Below are 15,396 nucleotides of genomic sequence, written 5' to 3'. Positions count from 1 at the left end.
GCGTGGGTTCCAGGAGCGCGGCCCGGCAACGGGCCGGGGCGGCGAGTCTTGCAGACAGGGACGCCCGGGGCGGTGAACCCCGGGCGTGCGATGTTTTCTAGTGGAATCATGCCGGGTGGTCCGCTGTCAAGCGGAACCTGCCGGGGCATGTGCAAATCGGGGCGATTGTCACCGCTTCGGGTTCAGGAAGCGAGCCGGGCCAGCAGGATGGCCGCGACCACCGCCACCGTGACCGCCAGGGCGGCGATCGCCAGACGGCGGGTGCCGTGCTTTTTCGGCGGCTCGACAGCGGGGCCGGGGCGCGGGGGCGCCGCGGCGGGCGCCTCGACAGGCGCTGTCGGAACGTCCGCCGCGACGGGTGCGTCGGCGGTCGCGTGGAGGGGTTCGGTTTCCACCACAGGGGGCGCGGGCGGAACGGTCTCGGCCGGCCCACCGGTCTCGTCCGCGGACGGCACGACGGTCGGGACGGTCACATTCTCGTCCGGAGCCGGAGCCGGAGCCGGCGATGAAGGTACGGAGACCGGTGCGGAGACGGCGGGCGGCGGCAGGATGTCCAGGCGCCCGTCGCCATGCAGGCGGAAGCGGTCCCGGCGTTGCCGCAGCGGGGTGTCGGTGTCGGGATCGTCGCCGGACCAGACCGGCGTGTCGCCGCGCACGTGGCCGAAGCGGTACAGCCGGATCAGGGCATCGTCGTCGTAGGGGCCGCAGGCCCGCCCGCGGGCGTCGCGGTAATGCCAGCCGGCGGGGCGGGCGGCAGCGCCCTGGCCGGGGGCGGAGGTGGGGCTGTCCATGCGAAACATCCTCGGTCGTTACGGGTCGCCGCACGGGCGACCCGCACGACCGGACGATCAATGCACCGGCTCGGGCTCGTCGGCGAAGATCTGGGTTTCCATCCAGGCGTAGGCGGCCTCGCTGCCGGGCTGGTTGAACAGCACCATCAGCACCACCCACTTGAGGTCGTCGAGGTCCAGGTCGTCCTGGTCCAGCGCCATCGCCCGGTCGACCACCAGCTCGCGCTGCTGGGCGTCGAGCACGCCGTGCTGCTCCAGGAACAGCAGGAATCCGCGGCAGTCCCGGTCGAGCTTGTCGAGCTCGGGGCCGGCGTACAGGCGGACCGGTCCGTGCGCACGCGGGGTGGCGGGGCCCGGGCGGCGTTCGGCCAGCGCATCGAGCCAGTCGAAGGCCTTGTTGATTTCTGCGGGGCTGAATCCGGCCTGGAGCAAGCCGGTCTGAAGGGAGTCGCGATCGCGGAGCAGGTCCGCTTCGTCGGTGAAATAGTGTTCGAACAGGTAGAGCAGAACGTCGAGAATGCTCTCTTTCATTGCCCCCGGCCTGCGCCTTGCGGACGCGTCGTTGCGGAAGTGCGGGAGTAACGGCCGTGCTCGACCAGAACGCGACCATCGAGCTCCATGAGCAGGAGCATGGCCGACGCCCGGGCCGCCGTCAATCCAGTACGTTCGACCAGTCGATCCATATCCGTTGGGTCGTGCCCGAGGGCCTTCCACAACCGGTTGTAGTCGGGGTCTTCGTATTCAGGGTCGTCTCCCGGGGTGTCGGAAGGACACCCAGCCCCGTCAGTGGGGGTGCCCAGCCGCCTGCGCAAGGCGCCGCCGAGCGCCGACGCGGCCGCGTTCAGCGCGGCGACGACTTCGGCGGGCGATTCCACCAGCTGCGCGCCGTCGCGGATCAGGCGGTGACAGCCACGGGCCTTGGGATTGCGGATGGAACCCGGGATCGCGAACACCTCGCGGCCGGCGTCGGCGGCCAGTCTTGCCGTGATCAGGGCGCCGGAGCGCTGTGCGGCTTCCACGACCAGGGTGCCGAGGGCGAGACCGGCGACGATGCGGTTGCGGGCGGGGAAGTGTTCGCGCCGCGCCGGGGTGCCGGGGAGGAATTCGCTGACCACCGCGCCGTGCCGGGCGATGCGTGTCTGCAGCGTGGCATTACTGGCCGGATAGTGGCGGTCCGGGCCGCAGCCCAGGACCGCGACCGTCGGGCCGCCGGCATCGAGGGTGGCCGTGTGGGCGACGGTATCGATGCCGGCGGCGAGACCGCTGGCGACCCCGAGGCCGTCGCGGGCGAATGCATCGCAGAACGCGCGTGCGGTGTCGTGGCCGGAGCCGCTGGGCGCGCGGCTGCCGACGACCGCGACCATGGGATGCCAGAGCAGGCCGGCGTCGCCGGCCACGAACAGCGCCAGCGGCGGATTCGGCGCATGGCGCAGCAGGGATGGGTAATCGGGATCGTGCCAGCCCACGACATGGTGGTCCGGGGCGTCCAGCCAGGCCAGCGATCGGTCGGGCGGCGGCGCGCGCAGGGCGTGGATCTGGCGGGGGGCGAGGCCGGACGCCGCCCAGGCGGCCGGACCGGCGGCGAACGCCGCGCCGGGCGAGGCATACGTCCTCAGCAGGGCGCGACGCGGGGCGAGCGGGCCGCCCGCAGCGGCGAGGCGGAGCAGGCAGTCGGTGTCGGTGTGTGCGGCAGGCATGGCCCCAGCTTCGCGCGTCCGTCCGCCCGCGGCAGTCGGGGGCGGCGCCTCCGGTGCGTAGGAAAAGTCGCCCGGGGTGAAGGCGACAGACGAGCGCGGGATCCAGGTCGGCGGGGCCTTTACTCCACCACTGGCATTCCAGCGGGTCCCCCTTGCAAGGAGGGCGCGGGAAACAGGGTGCGGCGTGCGGCCGTGGTGTGGGCGAGCCGGGCGGCCAGGCGCTGGCGTCAGGCGAAGTGTCTCGGGCGTGCGGGAGGGAGCGTCTGGCCCTCATCCCGCCACCTGCGTTGCAGGTGGTCCCCCCTTCTCCCGCACGGCGGAAGAAGGGCGTCGGCGGGCGGCCGTCGGCCGCCGTTTCAGTAAGGCGCGTCGGGATGCTTGAGGTGGTAGCCCACGCGGGTCGGCTTGATGCTGTCCATCACCAGCGCGTAGCTGACCTTTTCGTAGGTGCGGAACACCATCGCATGGCCGGCGAACTCGTCGGGCAGGCGCACCTTGTTCTCGAAGAACACGGTCTGCTCGTCCCGGTACGGCCCCTTCTCGACGCGGTCGATCGCGGACCGGCCCTCGCGCCACACCGAGAACACGGTGCCGTTGTCGATGCCTTCGCGCGAGCCGACCGAAATCGCGATCACGTCGCGCGGTCCGCCGCTGGTCAGCATGTCGGACACCGCCAGCACGCGGGCGCGGCCGTAATCGGTCTGGACCGCCGGCGCATGCGGGAAGAACTGCAGGTCGTACGGCTGCGAATCGACCGGAATCAGGCGGTCGCCGACACGCACTTCCTGGCCTTCCTCGTCCAGCAGCAGGGTGCTGACCTGGATGCCGCCGACCTCGCCGCGGGTGACGGTGCCGCCGCTCACGCGGACCAGCTCGTAGCCGAGCACGTCCTGGCCCTTGTCCGGGAACACCACGTTCGACCAGTACTGCTGGAAGTCCAGCGTGCGGCGGCCGCGGTAATCCAGGTCGTTGGTCTGGAACAGATCGCAGCACAGGCCCGCGCGTTGCACGTGGTAGAACCGCGTGGCGGGACGCACGACGGTGAAACGATCGCCGGGCTGCGCTTCGGGCAGGCCGCGGACATAGGCCACCTGGCCTTCGGCCACGCGCAGCCGCTCTTCCTCGAGATTCACCACGTACGGCAGGTGCTCGAACGCGTCGACCACCTGCAGGTTGCGCAGGAACGGTTCGATGTCCGACAGCGGGATCGCGTCGACCGGTGCGGGATCCTGGCGCGGACCCGGCTGGACCGTCGCCGCCGCGGTGACGCGGTCGAGATACGACAGACTGATCACGTCGCCCGGATAGATCAGGTGCGGGTTCTGGATCTGCGGATTCGCCTGCCAGATCTCCGGCCACAGCCACGGCCGTTGCAGGAACCGTCCCGCGATGTCCCACAGCGTGTCGCCGCGGACGACCACGTACGTTTCCGGATGTTCGCTCCGCACCCCCTGTGCGGCCGCGTACGTTGCCACGGTCAGCAGCGAAACGGCACAGACCGTCCGCAGCGACCGGGAAAGGCGCTCAAACATGCGCGACATCTACCTGCTCCCCTTGGCGATTTCCCCTTGCAGCGGCGGCACTATAGCCCAGAACGACGGGACCGGCGCAAGGACGGGCGGTTACACTGTATGGCTCGTTTTCCCGTTGTGACCCAGGCCCCTTTTTCCATGTCCCTGCTGCCGATCATCGAGTATCCGAACCCGCACCTGCGCGAGCGCGCCCTCGATGTCGATCCGGCGCGATTGGCCGAGGCGGGGTTCCAGCAGCGCCTGGACGACATGTTCGAGACCATGTACGAGGCCCCGGGCATCGGCCTGGCCGCGCCGCAGATCGACGTGCTGGAGCGTTTCATGATCGTCGACGTGACCGAAGGGCGCGACCAGCCGCTGGTGTTCGTGAACCCGGTGATCCGCGAGCGCTCCGATGCGCTGCGTGCGCACCAGGAAGGCTGCCTGTCGATTCCGGGCATCTTCGCCGAGGTCACCCGTGCCGACGGTATCGAGGTCGAGGCGCTGGACCGCCACGGCAAGCCGTTCTCGATGCGTATCGACGGTTTGCTCGCGACGTGCGTGCAGCACGAGATCGATCATCTCGACGGCAAGCTGTTCATCGATTATCTGTCGCCGCTCAAGCGCAGCATGGCGCTGAAGAAGCTCGACAAGCTGCGCAAGCGCGGTTGATGCCGATGAGGATCGTGTTCGCCGGGACTCCCGACTTCGCCGTGCCGTCGTTGCGCGCCGCCGCCGACAGGCTCGGTGTGGTCGCGGTCTACACCCAGCCCGACCGCCCGGCCGGCCGCGGCCGTGTGCTCACCCCGTCGCCGGTCAAGCGCGAAGCGCAGGCACGCGGTATCGAGGTGTTCCAGCCGGAACGCCTGCGTGGTCCGGAGGCGGCCGAGGCGCTGCGTGAGCTGCGACCGGATCTGATGATCGTGGTGGCCTACGGGCTGTTGCTGCCGCAGTCGATCCTCGACGTGCCGACCTGGGGCTGCTGGAACGTGCACGCCTCGCTGCTGCCGCGCTGGCGCGGTGCGGCGCCGATCCAGCGCGCGATCGAAGCCGGCGACGCCGAGACCGGCGTCTGCCTGATGCAGATGGAGAGGGGGCTGGACACCGGCCCGGTGCTGCTCGAACAGCGCACGCCCATCGGTGCGCACGAGACCGGCGGCGAACTCCACGATCGGCTCGCCGCGCTCGGTGCGCAGGTGCTCGACGACGGGCTCGGCCTGTTGCGCGCGGGCATCCGCCCGGTGCCGAGGCCGCAGCCGGACGAGGGCGCCACCTACGCGCGCAAGCTCGACAAGGCGGAGGCGCGTCTGGACTGGCAGCAGCCTGCGTCGGCGCTGGCCGACCGTGTGCGCGCCTTCAATCCCTGGCCGATGGCCGAAGGCGAGGTCGCCGGCGAGCGTCTTCGGGTACACGCCGCCACCGCCCTGCCGCTGGCGCACGCCGCCGAACCGGGCACCTTGCTGGCCGCCGGCCGCCAGGGCATCGACATCGCATGCGGGGAGGGCGCTCTGCGCATCCGGACCCTGCAGCGTCCGGGCGGCAAGGCGATCACCGCCGCCGACTGGGTCAACGCCCGCCGCGATCTCGTGCCGCCGGTCGCCGCGTCCTGATGGCACGTCCGTTGGCCGCGCCGGGCGCGGAGGTGCGGGTCGCCGCCGCCCGGGTGCTCGACGCGGTGCTGCATCGCGGGCGCTCGCTGCGCACCGAATTGGCATCGGCGCTCCCGCGACTGCACGATCCGCGAGACCGTGCGCTGCTGGAGGCGATGTGCTTCTCGGCCCTGCGCCAGCGGCCGCGCGCCGATGCTGCTCTGGCGGCCTGGACGTCGCGCCCGCTGGGTCAGCGCGACGGTCCGTTGCGGGCGCTGTTGCATGTGGGCTTCGCCCAGCTCGATCCGCTCGGCCTGCCGGCGCACGCCGCGCTGGCGGCGACCGTGGAGGCCGCGCGTGGGCTCGGTCGCCCGCATCAGGCCGGCATGGTCAACGCGCTGCTGCGGCGTGCGCAGCGCGAAGGCCTGCCACCCGGCGATCCCGGTCAGGCCTGGCCGGCATGGTTGCGCGAGCGGGTGCAGGCCGACTGGCCGGACGAGGCATCGGCGATCTTCGCCGCCAGTGCGACGCCGGCGCCGATGTGGCTGCGGGTGAATCGCCGGAAGACGACGCGCGAGGCGTATCGCGCGCAGCTCGATGCGGCCGGCATCGCGGCGCATGCGCCGGACTGGCCGGGCGACGCCCTCGTCCTGCCCGAAGCCGTGCCGGTCGCAAGGCTGCCCGGCTTCGACGCCGGCCTGGTCTCGGTGCAGGATGGCGCCGCGCAGGCGGTGGCCGATGCGCTGGTGCCGCCCCCGGGCGGGCGCGTGCTGGATGCCTGCGCTGCACCCGGCGGCAAGGCCGCGCACCTGCTCGAACGCGACCCGCAGCTGCGGCTGACGGTGCTCGACATCGATGCGGCCCGGCTGGCGCGGGTGGTGTCGACGTTGGACCGGCTCGGCCTGCGGGCCGACGCCGCGCACGTTGCCGATGCCATCGCCCCGGATGGCGGCGACTGGGACGGCAGCGGCCGGCGTGGGGCGCAGTACGACGCGGTCCTGCTCGATGCCCCGTGCTCGGCCACCGGCGTGGTGCGTCGCCAGCCCGACATCCTGCTGCACCGGCGGCCCGACGATCTGGACGCGCTGGTCGCCACGCAGGCGGCACTGCTGGACGCGTGCTGGCGGCAACTGGCGCCGGGCGGGGTACTGCTCTATGCCACCTGCTCGATCCTCGAGGCGGAAAACGCCGCCCAGGTGCAGGCCTTTCTCGACCGCACCCCGGACGCACGCGCGGCGCCGCTCGCGGCGGAATTCGGGCGTCTGGCCGGGCCGGGGTCCCAGCGCCTGCCCGGCGAAGACGGCATGGACGGCTTCTTCTACGCGCGCCTGTGCCGCGCCGGCTAACCAAACCCTTCTTTCCGGCTGTGTAGACTTCGTCGCGTTCCTTTCCTGAATGCTGCGGTCTCGAAGCCTTTTCGCCACGAACCGAACGTCATGTCGCCCTCGCAACCCTGGCTGAGCGTGCTGGTGCCCTTCTATCGGGTCGAGCCCTATTTGCGCGCGTGCGTGGAATCGGTGCTCGAACAAGTCGACGGCGGCGTCGAGATCGTGCTGCTCGACGACGCATCGCCCGACAACTGCGGTGAGATCGCCCGCGATCTGCGCAAGGCGCACGGCGACACCATCCGCTTGCTCGGGCACGACCGCAACCGCGGGCTGTCGGCGGCGCGCAACACGCTGCTGTCCGATGCGCGTGGCGATTACGTCTGGTTCCTGGATTCCGACGACTTGATGTTGCCCGGCGCGATCGCCCGCCTGCGCGCCGTGGTGGATGCGCAGGCGCCCGATCTGGTGCTGGGCGATTTCCGCGTGGTCCGGGAGAAGCTCGCGCTCAAGCACAAGCTGCGCGGCGAACTGCACCGGCGCACCTTCGCCGGTCCCTCCGGGCGCCTGCTGGAAGATCGCCAGGCCCTGGTCACCGGTCTGCTGGCCGCGAGGCAGTTGCACACCTGGTCGAAGATCGCGCGGCGCGAGGTCTGGGCGCAGGCGCACTTCCCGGAAGGGCGCGCGTTCGAGGACATCCCGGTGATTCCGGCGCTGGTCGCGCATGGCCGACGGTTCGTCCACATCGACCGTCCGCTGGTCGGCTACCGGCAGCGCGACGACAGCATCATGGCGACCTTGTCGATCGCCAAGCAGCACGACCTGATGGCGGCGTTGCGCGACCTGCACGACGGCATCGCGCCGATGGTCGCCGCCGACAGCGACGCGCGCTTCGCGCTGGACTACTACTGCCTGCGCAGCCTGGCCGGGGCGGCGCGCAAGATGGTCGGCCAGGATCCCGCCTTGCTCGAGGATGTCCGCGCGACCCTGCGCCACCTGTTTCCCGAAGGGCCGTGGCAGGTGCTCGCCAACTGCCGCGACCGTGGCTGGCGGGTACGCAGCTGGCGGGTCAAGCGTGGCCTGAGGCGCCTGGAGAGCCTCGCGTGACGCCAAGGCCCGCGCGCCGGCCGCGCGTGCTGCACTTCGTCACCGGCGGGTTCTCGGGCGGTGCGACGCAGGTGGCGATCCAACTGGTCAACGCCGGCCGCGACGGCGGCCAGGTCGAGCCGCTGCTGGTGTTGCGACGCAAGCGCCGGACCGATCCGGCGCGCATCGCCGAACTCGAATCCGCCGGCACGCCGTTGCAGGTGGTGCCGGGCTGGTCGCACGTCGCCACGATCGCGGCGCTGGTGCGGCTGTGCCGCGCGTTCCGGCCGGATGTGCTGGTCGCGCACGGCTTCAGCGAGCACTTGTGGGGACGTTACGCCGGCCTGATCGCCGGTGTGCCGCACCTGGTCCATGTCGAGCACAACACGCGCGAGCGCTACACCGCCTGGCGGCGCATGCAGACGCGCTGGCTGGCCGAGCGCACCGACCGCATCGTCGGCTGCTCGGAAGGCGTGCGCCAGGCGCTGCTGGCGATGGACATGCCGCCCGACCGCACGATCGCGATCGCGAACGGCATCCGCCTGGCGCCGTTCGAGACCGCTGCCGCGCACCCGTTGGCCGCACGCACGCCGGGCATCGTGATGGTGTCGCGCCTGTCCAAGCAGAAGGACCATCCGACGCTGTTGCGCGCCGTCGCGCTGTTGCGCGAGCGCGGCCTGCGGCCCCCGGTGCTCCTGGCGGGTGCGGGCAAGGCACGTCATCGGCGGCCTCTGGAGAAGCTTTCGGCGGAACTTGGCCTGGACGACCAGGTGCAGTTCCTCGGCCTGTGCCGGACCGTGCCCGGGCTGCTGATGTCGCACCGGATCGCGGTGCTGAGTACGCACTACGAGGGTATGCCGCTGGCGCTGATCGAAGGCATGGCTGCGGGTTGTGCCGTGGTGGGCAGCGCGGTGCCGGGCGTGCGCGAGGTGCTCCGCGACGGCGTGGACGGCCTGCTGGCCGCGCCGGCCGATCCGGTCGCCCTGGCCGACGCGCTGGAGCGCCTGCTGCGCGACGATGCGCTCGCGACGCGTCTGGGGGCGGCCGCTCGCGAGGTCGCCGTCGCCGAGTACGGGCGTGAGCGCATGAACGCCCGCTACGAGGCGCTGTTCCTGGCGCTGGCCGACGAACCCGGGCGGCGCGGCGGCACCGGCCACGAGACCGCGTCGGCCGGGTGACCGTGCGCCTCGCGGACCTCATGCGCTTCGACGTACGGCGGCGGTGCGCAGCCCGTGGCACCGGGCTTCCGAGCCGGCAGGCGCGGACGCACGGCCATCATCGCGCATCACGACCGGCCCCGGCCTGCCGGCGGCCGTTCGTCACCAGCGCAGTGGCTGGCGGGCGATGTCGCGATTGAGGCGTGCCAGCAACATCCGCGCCTCGGCGACCGGCAGATAGGGAATGCGCAGCGGGGGCGCCATCGTCCCGGCGCCGGCGGTGTCGAGCCAGACAGAGGCCATGCCGGTGATCCGGTCGAGCGGCGATTGCCGCAGCCGCAGGGCCTGCACCTTGCCGACCTCGGCGAATCGCCAATGCCGGGTCCACCAGCCCTCGCGGACCGACACCAGTCCGCCGTCGATCGCATAACCGGCGCGACGGGCGTGCTGCACCGCGGCCAGTACCGTCCACGGCAGCCACAGCAGGCCGAGCAGTCCCCACGCGCCGAACCACCACGCCAGCGCCGCCGACAGGATCAGCGCCGTCGCGATGCCCGGTGGCAACAGGCGCAGCCACGCGCGGGGATGCAGGGGCCGCCAGTGAGGGGGCGGCCAAGTGCGGTCGGCCAGCAGATGACGCACGAGGTCGTCGCAGACCGCCGGCGTCGCGATCGGTGCGAGTTCCGACAGGCCGCGCTGCTCCTGTCCGCGACCCACCACGGCCGTGTCGACCTGGACGCCGCGCCGCCGCAGCAGCCGATGCAGCACGCCTTCGTGCAGGGTCCAGGCCTGGATGCGCCGGCGCGGCACGCTGTTGCGCATCCGGGTCAACAGGCCGCGCTCGACGCCCAGCCGGCGTCCGTCCTCGACCAGGCGGAAGCCGTGGTACTGCACCAGCGCCAACGCCACCGACAACAGGCGTAGCGCGGCGATGGCGGCGACGATCAGCAGCGCGCCGGCCAGCACGCGCGCATGCCAGCTCTCGCCCAGATGGCTGGCGTAGCCGAAGGCCTCCCGTGCGGTATCGGTCAGCACGCGACCGGCCAGGTTGTCGGGCAGCGCCTGCATGGCCAGAGCGAGCGCGCCGGCCACCACCACCATGCCGCGGTTGGAGACCAGGCCGAGCCGGATCACCTCGCCTGCAGGCAGGGCCAGCAACGTGCGCGGCGCCGGGATGTCGTCGTGTGGCGCGGCCGCATCGATACCGGCGTCGCCGGCCGGCGCCACCGCGCGCTGCGAACGGCGACGCACCACGGCCTCCAGCGCCAGGGCTTCGTCCATCGCCAGCACCTGCATGCGTGCCTCCGGCTGGCTGCCGCCTGCCGATTCCAGCCGGACCTCGGCCACGCCGAACAACCGGTGCAGCAGGTTCTGGTGCAGGGCGACGTCGTGGATGCGGGAGAACGGGATCTGCCGCAGGCTGCGCTCGAACAGGCCGCTGCGGACGAACACGCTGTCGTCGCCGATGCGGTAGCTGAAGGTCAGGTAGCGCCAGAACGCGGCCGCCAGCAGCGCCGCCAGCGCGACGGCGAGCACGATCAGGCGCGCGCCGTCCTCGCCGCTGGCCCCGAACAGCACCACCGCGACCAGCGGCACCAGCATCTGCCCGATCTGCGACAGCAGTACGAACAGCCAGGACAGGGGGTGCAGGCGGCGCTCGCGCGCGGTCGGCAGCACGGTGTCGTCGGGCACCGGCGTGCCGGGCGGGTCCGGCGGCGTCGCGTCCGGATGTCCGGGCGGCTCAGGTGTCGTCGTCATCGTGCTCGACCCAGGCGGCGAGGCGGTCGCGCAGGCGTTCGGCGTCGTCCGCATCCAGGCACGGCACCGCGACCGCGCTGTCGCGGGTGCCGGCGGTGTGGACGATCAGCGTCGACAGGCCGGCGCGCCGCTCCAGCGGCCCGCGACGGATGTCGATGTGCTGCACCCGCGTGCCGGGGACCCGCGTCTCGGTGAACCACATCCGGCCACGCTGCAGGCCGAAACCGTCGGCATCGATCCGCCAGCGGGTGAAGCGGTAGCGGCGTGCGCCCATCCAGCCGGCCAGCGCGACCAGCGCCAGCCACACGCCGGCCAGACCGATGCGCTGCGCCCCCTCCAGGCCGAGCCAGAAGCCCAGCAGGCCCAGCGCGATCGCGGCCGGCACGGCCAGCCCCGTCGCTCCCGACAGCACGAACAGCCAGCGCGCCCGTGGCGGCAGCGCCTGCCAGCCGGCATCGTCCGCGGCGTCGGCCGGCGGGGCCGGGCCGAGGTCGTCGAGCTCGATCATGCCGCGGGCTCCTCGTGCGCCTTGGGGTAGGGGTAGGGTTCGCCGCTGCCGGGCGGCCGGATGGAGTAGCGCTTGTAGGTCCACTGGTACTGCGCCGGGTCGCGGCGTGCGATCCGCTCGACCGCGGCGTTCATGGCCGCCACCGACACCGCCGGGTCCGCATCGCCGATGGCGGCCGGCGCCGGCTCCACCCGCAGGGCGAAGTCCGGGCCGTCGCCGATACGCTCGCAGTAGGCGAACACCACCGCCGCCCCGCTGCGCGCGGCGAGCCGGCCGACCAGGGTCATGGTCAGCGCCTGCTTGCCGAAGAACGGCGCGTACTCGCCTTCGCCGGCCTTGGGTTGCTGGTCGGGCAGGATGCCGGTGACGCCGCCATCGCGCAGCAGGCGGAACAACTGGCGCACGCCGGCACCTTCGGCACGGACCTGCGCCACCCGGCCGCCGTCGTCGGCGCGCACCAGCCGCAGGAACGCCTCGCCGACCGCGGATTCCGGGGCGCGGTACAGCACCGAGATCGGTGTCCGCGATGCCAGCCACTGGTTGAGCAGCTCCCAGTTGCCGTAGTGCGGTGCGGCCACGATCAGGCCGCGGCCGGCCGCGAGCGCGGCGTCGAACGCGGCCACGCCGTGGGCCTCGCGGATCAGCGCGAGGTTGCGTGCGTGCGGGCGGGTCCAGAAACGCAGGGTCTCCACGAATTGCAGCGCGGTCGTGCGCAGCACCGCACGATGGCGTTCCGCGCGCTCGGCCTGGGTCCACTCGGGATAGGCGATGGCCAGGTTCTGCCGCGCCACCCGGCTCTCGCGCGCGTCGAGCCGGATCCAGGCCGCGGCGAGCGCGTGGGCAACGGCGCGCTGCAGCGGCCACGGCAAGCGGGCGAAGCCGGCGGCGAGCGCGTACAGCAGGCGGGCGAACAGGCGGGTCATCCGTGCAAGTGTAGACGCCGGGCTTGGGTCCGGCCGTGGCCGCCCCTACCTTGGAGGCTTCGTCGAACCGGTGCTGCCGATGATCAGCCTGATCCAGCGTGTCTCCCGGGCGTGTGTCGCGGTCGAGGACGAGACGGTCGGGGCGATCGGCCCCGGTCTGCTGGCGCTGGTCGGGATCGAGCCGGGGGACGGCGACGTCCAGATCGAGCGGATGGCCCAGCGGCTGCTCGGCTACCGGGTGTTCTCCGACGAGGCCGGACGGATGAACCGCGCGCTGGCCGACACCGGGGGCGGGCTGCTGCTGGTCAGCCAGTTCACCCTCGCCGCGGATACCCGCTCGGGGATGCGCCCCGGCTTCAGCACCGCCGCCGCGCCGGACGAGGCGGCGGCGACGTTCGCCCGACTGGTCGGTATTTGTCGCGAAAAACACGCCGGAGAGGTGGAAACGGGCCGATTCGGTGCCCATATGGAAATAAGCCTGGTCAACGACGGGCCGGTGACGTTCCTGCTCAAGGCCTAGTCGCCCGGCGTCCGGGCGGCGCGGTGGCGGATTCGTGCAGGCCGCTGGAAATCGGCCGGCGGCGCCCGCACATAGGACATCCGGGTGACGCACCTTCGCGTTCGCCCCGGCCCGATCCCGCCCTCGGCGGCGGCCGGAGCGCTCGGCGCCGACGCCCTGCAACCCCAAGACCGCGTTCCTGAACCGCGCGGCGGACCACCGGTCGCTTCCGAAACGGAACCGCGCCCGGCTGGTATAATTACAGGTTCGCTTTTTCCCCACTTTCTGGTAGCGCGATTTCTATGGCCAACGAACGTCCGGCGGCGCCGCAGTCCGACATCAAGCAGCTGATCAGCAAGGGCCTCGAGCAGGGTTATCTGACCTACGCCGAAGTCAACGATCACCTGCCCGACGATCTCGTCGATCCGGAGCAGATCGAAGACATCATCGGCATGATCAACGGCATGGGCATCCAGGTCCACGAGACCACGCCCGATGCCGAGACCCTGCTGCTGGCCGGCGAAGCCAGCGGCAACCGCGATGTCGACGACACCGCCGCCGAGGAAGCCGCCGCCACCCTGACCGCGCTCGACGGCGAGGGCGGCCGCACCACCGACCCGGTGCGCATGTACATGCGCGAGATGGGCACGGTGGAACTGCTGACCCGCGAGGGCGAGATCGCCATCGCCAAGCGCATCGAGGAAGGCCTCAACCAGATGCTGGCCTCGCTGGCGAGCTTCCCGTGGTCGGTGCAGTTGCTGCTCGAGGACTTCGAGCTGCACAAGGCCGGCAAGAAGCGCCTGCCCGAGATCCTGACCGGCTTCAACGACCTCATCGAGGAGGCCGATGCGGCCGCCGCGGCCGAGGAGGAGAAGAAGGAGGCCGCCGGCGCCGACGACAGCGCCGACGACAGCGACAGCGACGACGACAGCGACGACGACGACGATTCCGCCGAGGAGGCCGGCCCGACCGGTCCGGATCCGGCCGAGGTCGCGCGCCGCATGGAGGCGATGGCCGAGATCTACACCAAGTTCCAGAAGGCGTACGCCAAGAGCGGCCCGACCGCGAAGCAGGTGCTGAAGCTGCGCGAGGAGATGGCGGAGATCTTCGTCACCTTCAAGCTGCCGCTGCCGTTGATGGACACGCTGGTGCGCCGCCTGCGCGAGGTGGTCAACACGATCAAGAACCACGAGCGCCGCATCCTCGATCTGTCCACCCGCGTCGCCAAGATGCCGCGCAAGGACTTCCTGCGCGCGTGGGAAGGCAACCAGACCAACCTGGACTGGGCCGAGGAGATGATCAAGCGCAAGCAGAAGTGGTCGTCGGGCCTGCGCGACGTCAAGGACCAGATCGTGGCCGAGCAGGAAGCCATCATCGCCACCGAGAAGGCGATGGGCGTGACCCTGCTCGACCTCAAGGAGATCAACCGCGCGATGGCCTACGGCGAGGCCAAGGCGCGCAAGGCGAAGAAGGAGATGGTCGAGGCCAACCTGCGCCTGGTGATCTCGATCGCCAAGAAGTACACCAACCGCGGCCTGCAGTTCCTGGACCTGATCCAGGAAGGCAACATCGGCCTGATGAAGGCGGTCGACAAGTTCGAGCACCGCCGCGGTTTCAAGTTCTCGACCTACGCGACCTGGTGGATCCGCCAGGCGATCACCCGCTCGATCGCCGACCAGGCGCGCACGATCCGCATCCCGGTGCACATGATCGAGACGATCAACAAGCTCAACCGCATTTCCCGCCAGATGCTCCAGCAGTACGGCCGCGAGGCCACGCCGGAGGAGCTGGCCAAGGAAATGGACATGCCGGAAGACAAGATCCGCAAGGTCATGAAGATCGCCAAGGAGCCGATCTCCATGGAGACCCCGATCGGCGACGACGAGGACTCGCACCTGGGCGATTTCATCGAGGACACCAACGTGGAGTCTCCGGTGGAGGCGACCACCAACATCAACCTCTCCGAGACCGTGCACGACGTGCTCGCCGGGCTGACGCCGCGCGAGGCCAAGGTGCTGCGCATGCGCTTCGGCATCGACATGAACACCGACCACACCCTGGAAGAGGTCGGCAAGCAGTTCGACGTCACCCGCGAGCGCATCCGCCAGATAGAGGCCAAGGCGCTGCGAAAGCTGCGTCACCCGAGCCGCTCCGAGCAGCTGCGGAGTTTCCTCGACATCGACTGATGCAGTCGAGGTTGTGATGGACTTACGAAGAACCCGCCGTCAGGCGGGTTTTTCTTTGTTCTTTTCGCGAGCAAGTGGCCTTCTGTTGCGGCGAAGGTCATGAGGCGTCTCGCTTCGTTTCGCAGCGCTGCGATCCGACGGGCCCCGCCGCAACCGGCAGCCTCCTCGCGCGAATGTCCCCCGGCCACCGCCATGCGGCGGCGGCCTCCTCCTTGATTTCGCCGAGAAGGCCACCGCTTCCGACGGGCTTCGGCTTGCGGGGCGTTCCGCAAGCAGGCGCTGGTATGCCTTGCGTTGGGCTTGTTGGCGAGCGACTTCAGGTTGCGCCGAAGATCGTGGGACCCCCGCATCGTTTGGTGGCGCAGT

General features: G+C 71.1%; 14 protein-coding genes. 7 read left to right on the top strand and 7 right to left on the bottom strand.

From position 1 onward, the window contains the following. Window positions 1–182 precede the first annotated feature (182 nt). The 4 genes from RG19_RS14040 to RG19_RS14025 form a co-directional block, all read right to left on the bottom strand. Window positions 183–791 carry a DUF4339 domain-containing protein gene (locus RG19_RS14040; protein WP_058835811.1) on the bottom strand — a complete coding sequence of 203 codons (609 nt, stop codon included), beginning with the start codon at window positions 789–791 and terminating at the stop codon, window positions 183–185. Window positions 792–848: 57 nt separating this feature from the next. Next, window positions 849–1,322, bottom strand: a complete 474-nt coding sequence (locus RG19_RS14035) for a DUF494 family protein (protein ID WP_058835810.1) — start codon at window positions 1,320–1,322, stop codon at window positions 849–851. After that, the gene (gene dprA, locus RG19_RS14030) at window positions 1,319–2,488 is read right to left on the bottom strand and encodes a DNA-processing protein DprA (protein WP_058835809.1); all 1,170 of its coding nucleotides are present in this window, start codon (window positions 2,486–2,488) and stop codon (window positions 1,319–1,321) included. Before dprA ends, RG19_RS14035 begins: the two co-directional genes overlap by 4 nt. Before the next feature lie 356 nt (window positions 2,489–2,844). Continuing rightward, the gene (locus RG19_RS14025; RefSeq protein ID WP_058836636.1) at window positions 2,845–4,020 is read right to left on the bottom strand and encodes a LysM peptidoglycan-binding domain-containing protein; all 1,176 of its coding nucleotides are present in this window, start codon (window positions 4,018–4,020) and stop codon (window positions 2,845–2,847) included. A 138-nt stretch (window positions 4,021–4,158) separates the two neighbouring features. On the opposite strand from RG19_RS14025, the gene def reads away from it, so the two are divergent. From def to RG19_RS14000, 5 genes are all read left to right on the top strand, one after another. After that, the gene (def, locus tag RG19_RS14020; protein ID WP_058835808.1) at window positions 4,159–4,671 is read left to right on the top strand and encodes a peptide deformylase; all 513 of its coding nucleotides are present in this window, start codon (window positions 4,159–4,161) and stop codon (window positions 4,669–4,671) included. Between the two features lie 5 nt (window positions 4,672–4,676). Then, a complete protein-coding gene (fmt, locus tag RG19_RS14015; protein WP_058835807.1) occupies window positions 4,677–5,609 on the top strand; it encodes a methionyl-tRNA formyltransferase in 933 nt (310 codons plus the stop codon). Further along, a complete protein-coding gene (rsmB, locus tag RG19_RS14010) occupies window positions 5,609–6,934 on the top strand; it encodes a 16S rRNA (cytosine(967)-C(5))-methyltransferase RsmB (protein ID WP_058835806.1) in 1,326 nt (441 codons plus the stop codon). The genes fmt and rsmB overlap by 1 nt, the downstream gene beginning before the upstream one ends. A gap of 90 nt (window positions 6,935–7,024) precedes the next feature. After that, entirely contained in the window at window positions 7,025–8,020 is a 996-nt protein-coding gene (locus RG19_RS14005; RefSeq protein WP_058835805.1) for a glycosyltransferase family 2 protein, read from the top strand. Further along, window positions 8,017–9,177 (top strand): glycosyltransferase family 4 protein, encoded by a 1,161-nt coding sequence (locus RG19_RS14000; protein WP_058835804.1) that lies wholly within the window; start codon window positions 8,017–8,019, stop codon window positions 9,175–9,177. The genes RG19_RS14005 and RG19_RS14000 overlap by 4 nt, the downstream gene beginning before the upstream one ends. A gap of 141 nt (window positions 9,178–9,318) precedes the next feature. On the opposite strand, the gene RG19_RS13995 is transcribed toward RG19_RS14000, so the two are convergent. The 3 genes from RG19_RS13995 to RG19_RS13985 are packed head-to-tail and all read right to left on the bottom strand — an operon-like array spanning window position 9,319 to window position 12,345. Beyond that, the gene (locus RG19_RS13995; RefSeq protein ID WP_082672688.1) at window positions 9,319–10,914 is read right to left on the bottom strand and encodes a PH domain-containing protein; all 1,596 of its coding nucleotides are present in this window, start codon (window positions 10,912–10,914) and stop codon (window positions 9,319–9,321) included. Then, entirely contained in the window at window positions 10,898–11,422 is a 525-nt protein-coding gene (locus RG19_RS13990) for a PH domain-containing protein (protein ID WP_058835802.1), read from the bottom strand. The genes RG19_RS13995 and RG19_RS13990 overlap by 17 nt, the downstream gene beginning before the upstream one ends. Next, the gene (locus RG19_RS13985) at window positions 11,419–12,345 is read right to left on the bottom strand and encodes a lauroyl acyltransferase (RefSeq protein WP_058835801.1); all 927 of its coding nucleotides are present in this window, start codon (window positions 12,343–12,345) and stop codon (window positions 11,419–11,421) included. Before RG19_RS13985 ends, RG19_RS13990 begins: the two co-directional genes overlap by 4 nt. A 79-nt stretch (window positions 12,346–12,424) precedes the next feature. On the opposite strand from RG19_RS13985, the gene dtd reads away from it, so the two are divergent. Beyond that, the gene (dtd, locus tag RG19_RS13980) at window positions 12,425–12,865 is read left to right on the top strand and encodes a D-aminoacyl-tRNA deacylase (protein WP_058835800.1); all 441 of its coding nucleotides are present in this window, start codon (window positions 12,425–12,427) and stop codon (window positions 12,863–12,865) included. 281 nt (window positions 12,866–13,146) lie between these two features. After that, a complete protein-coding gene (gene rpoD / locus RG19_RS13975) occupies window positions 13,147–15,030 on the top strand; it encodes an RNA polymerase sigma factor RpoD (RefSeq protein ID WP_058835799.1) in 1,884 nt (627 codons plus the stop codon). Window positions 15,031–15,396 lie beyond the last annotated feature (366 nt).

Source organism: Luteimonas abyssi (assembly GCF_001482195.1).
Classification (GTDB): Bacteria; Pseudomonadota; Gammaproteobacteria; order Xanthomonadales; family Xanthomonadaceae; genus Luteimonas; species Luteimonas abyssi.
Note: the sequence above shows the minus strand (reverse complement) of the source record. Positions and strands in the feature narration are given on the sequence as shown.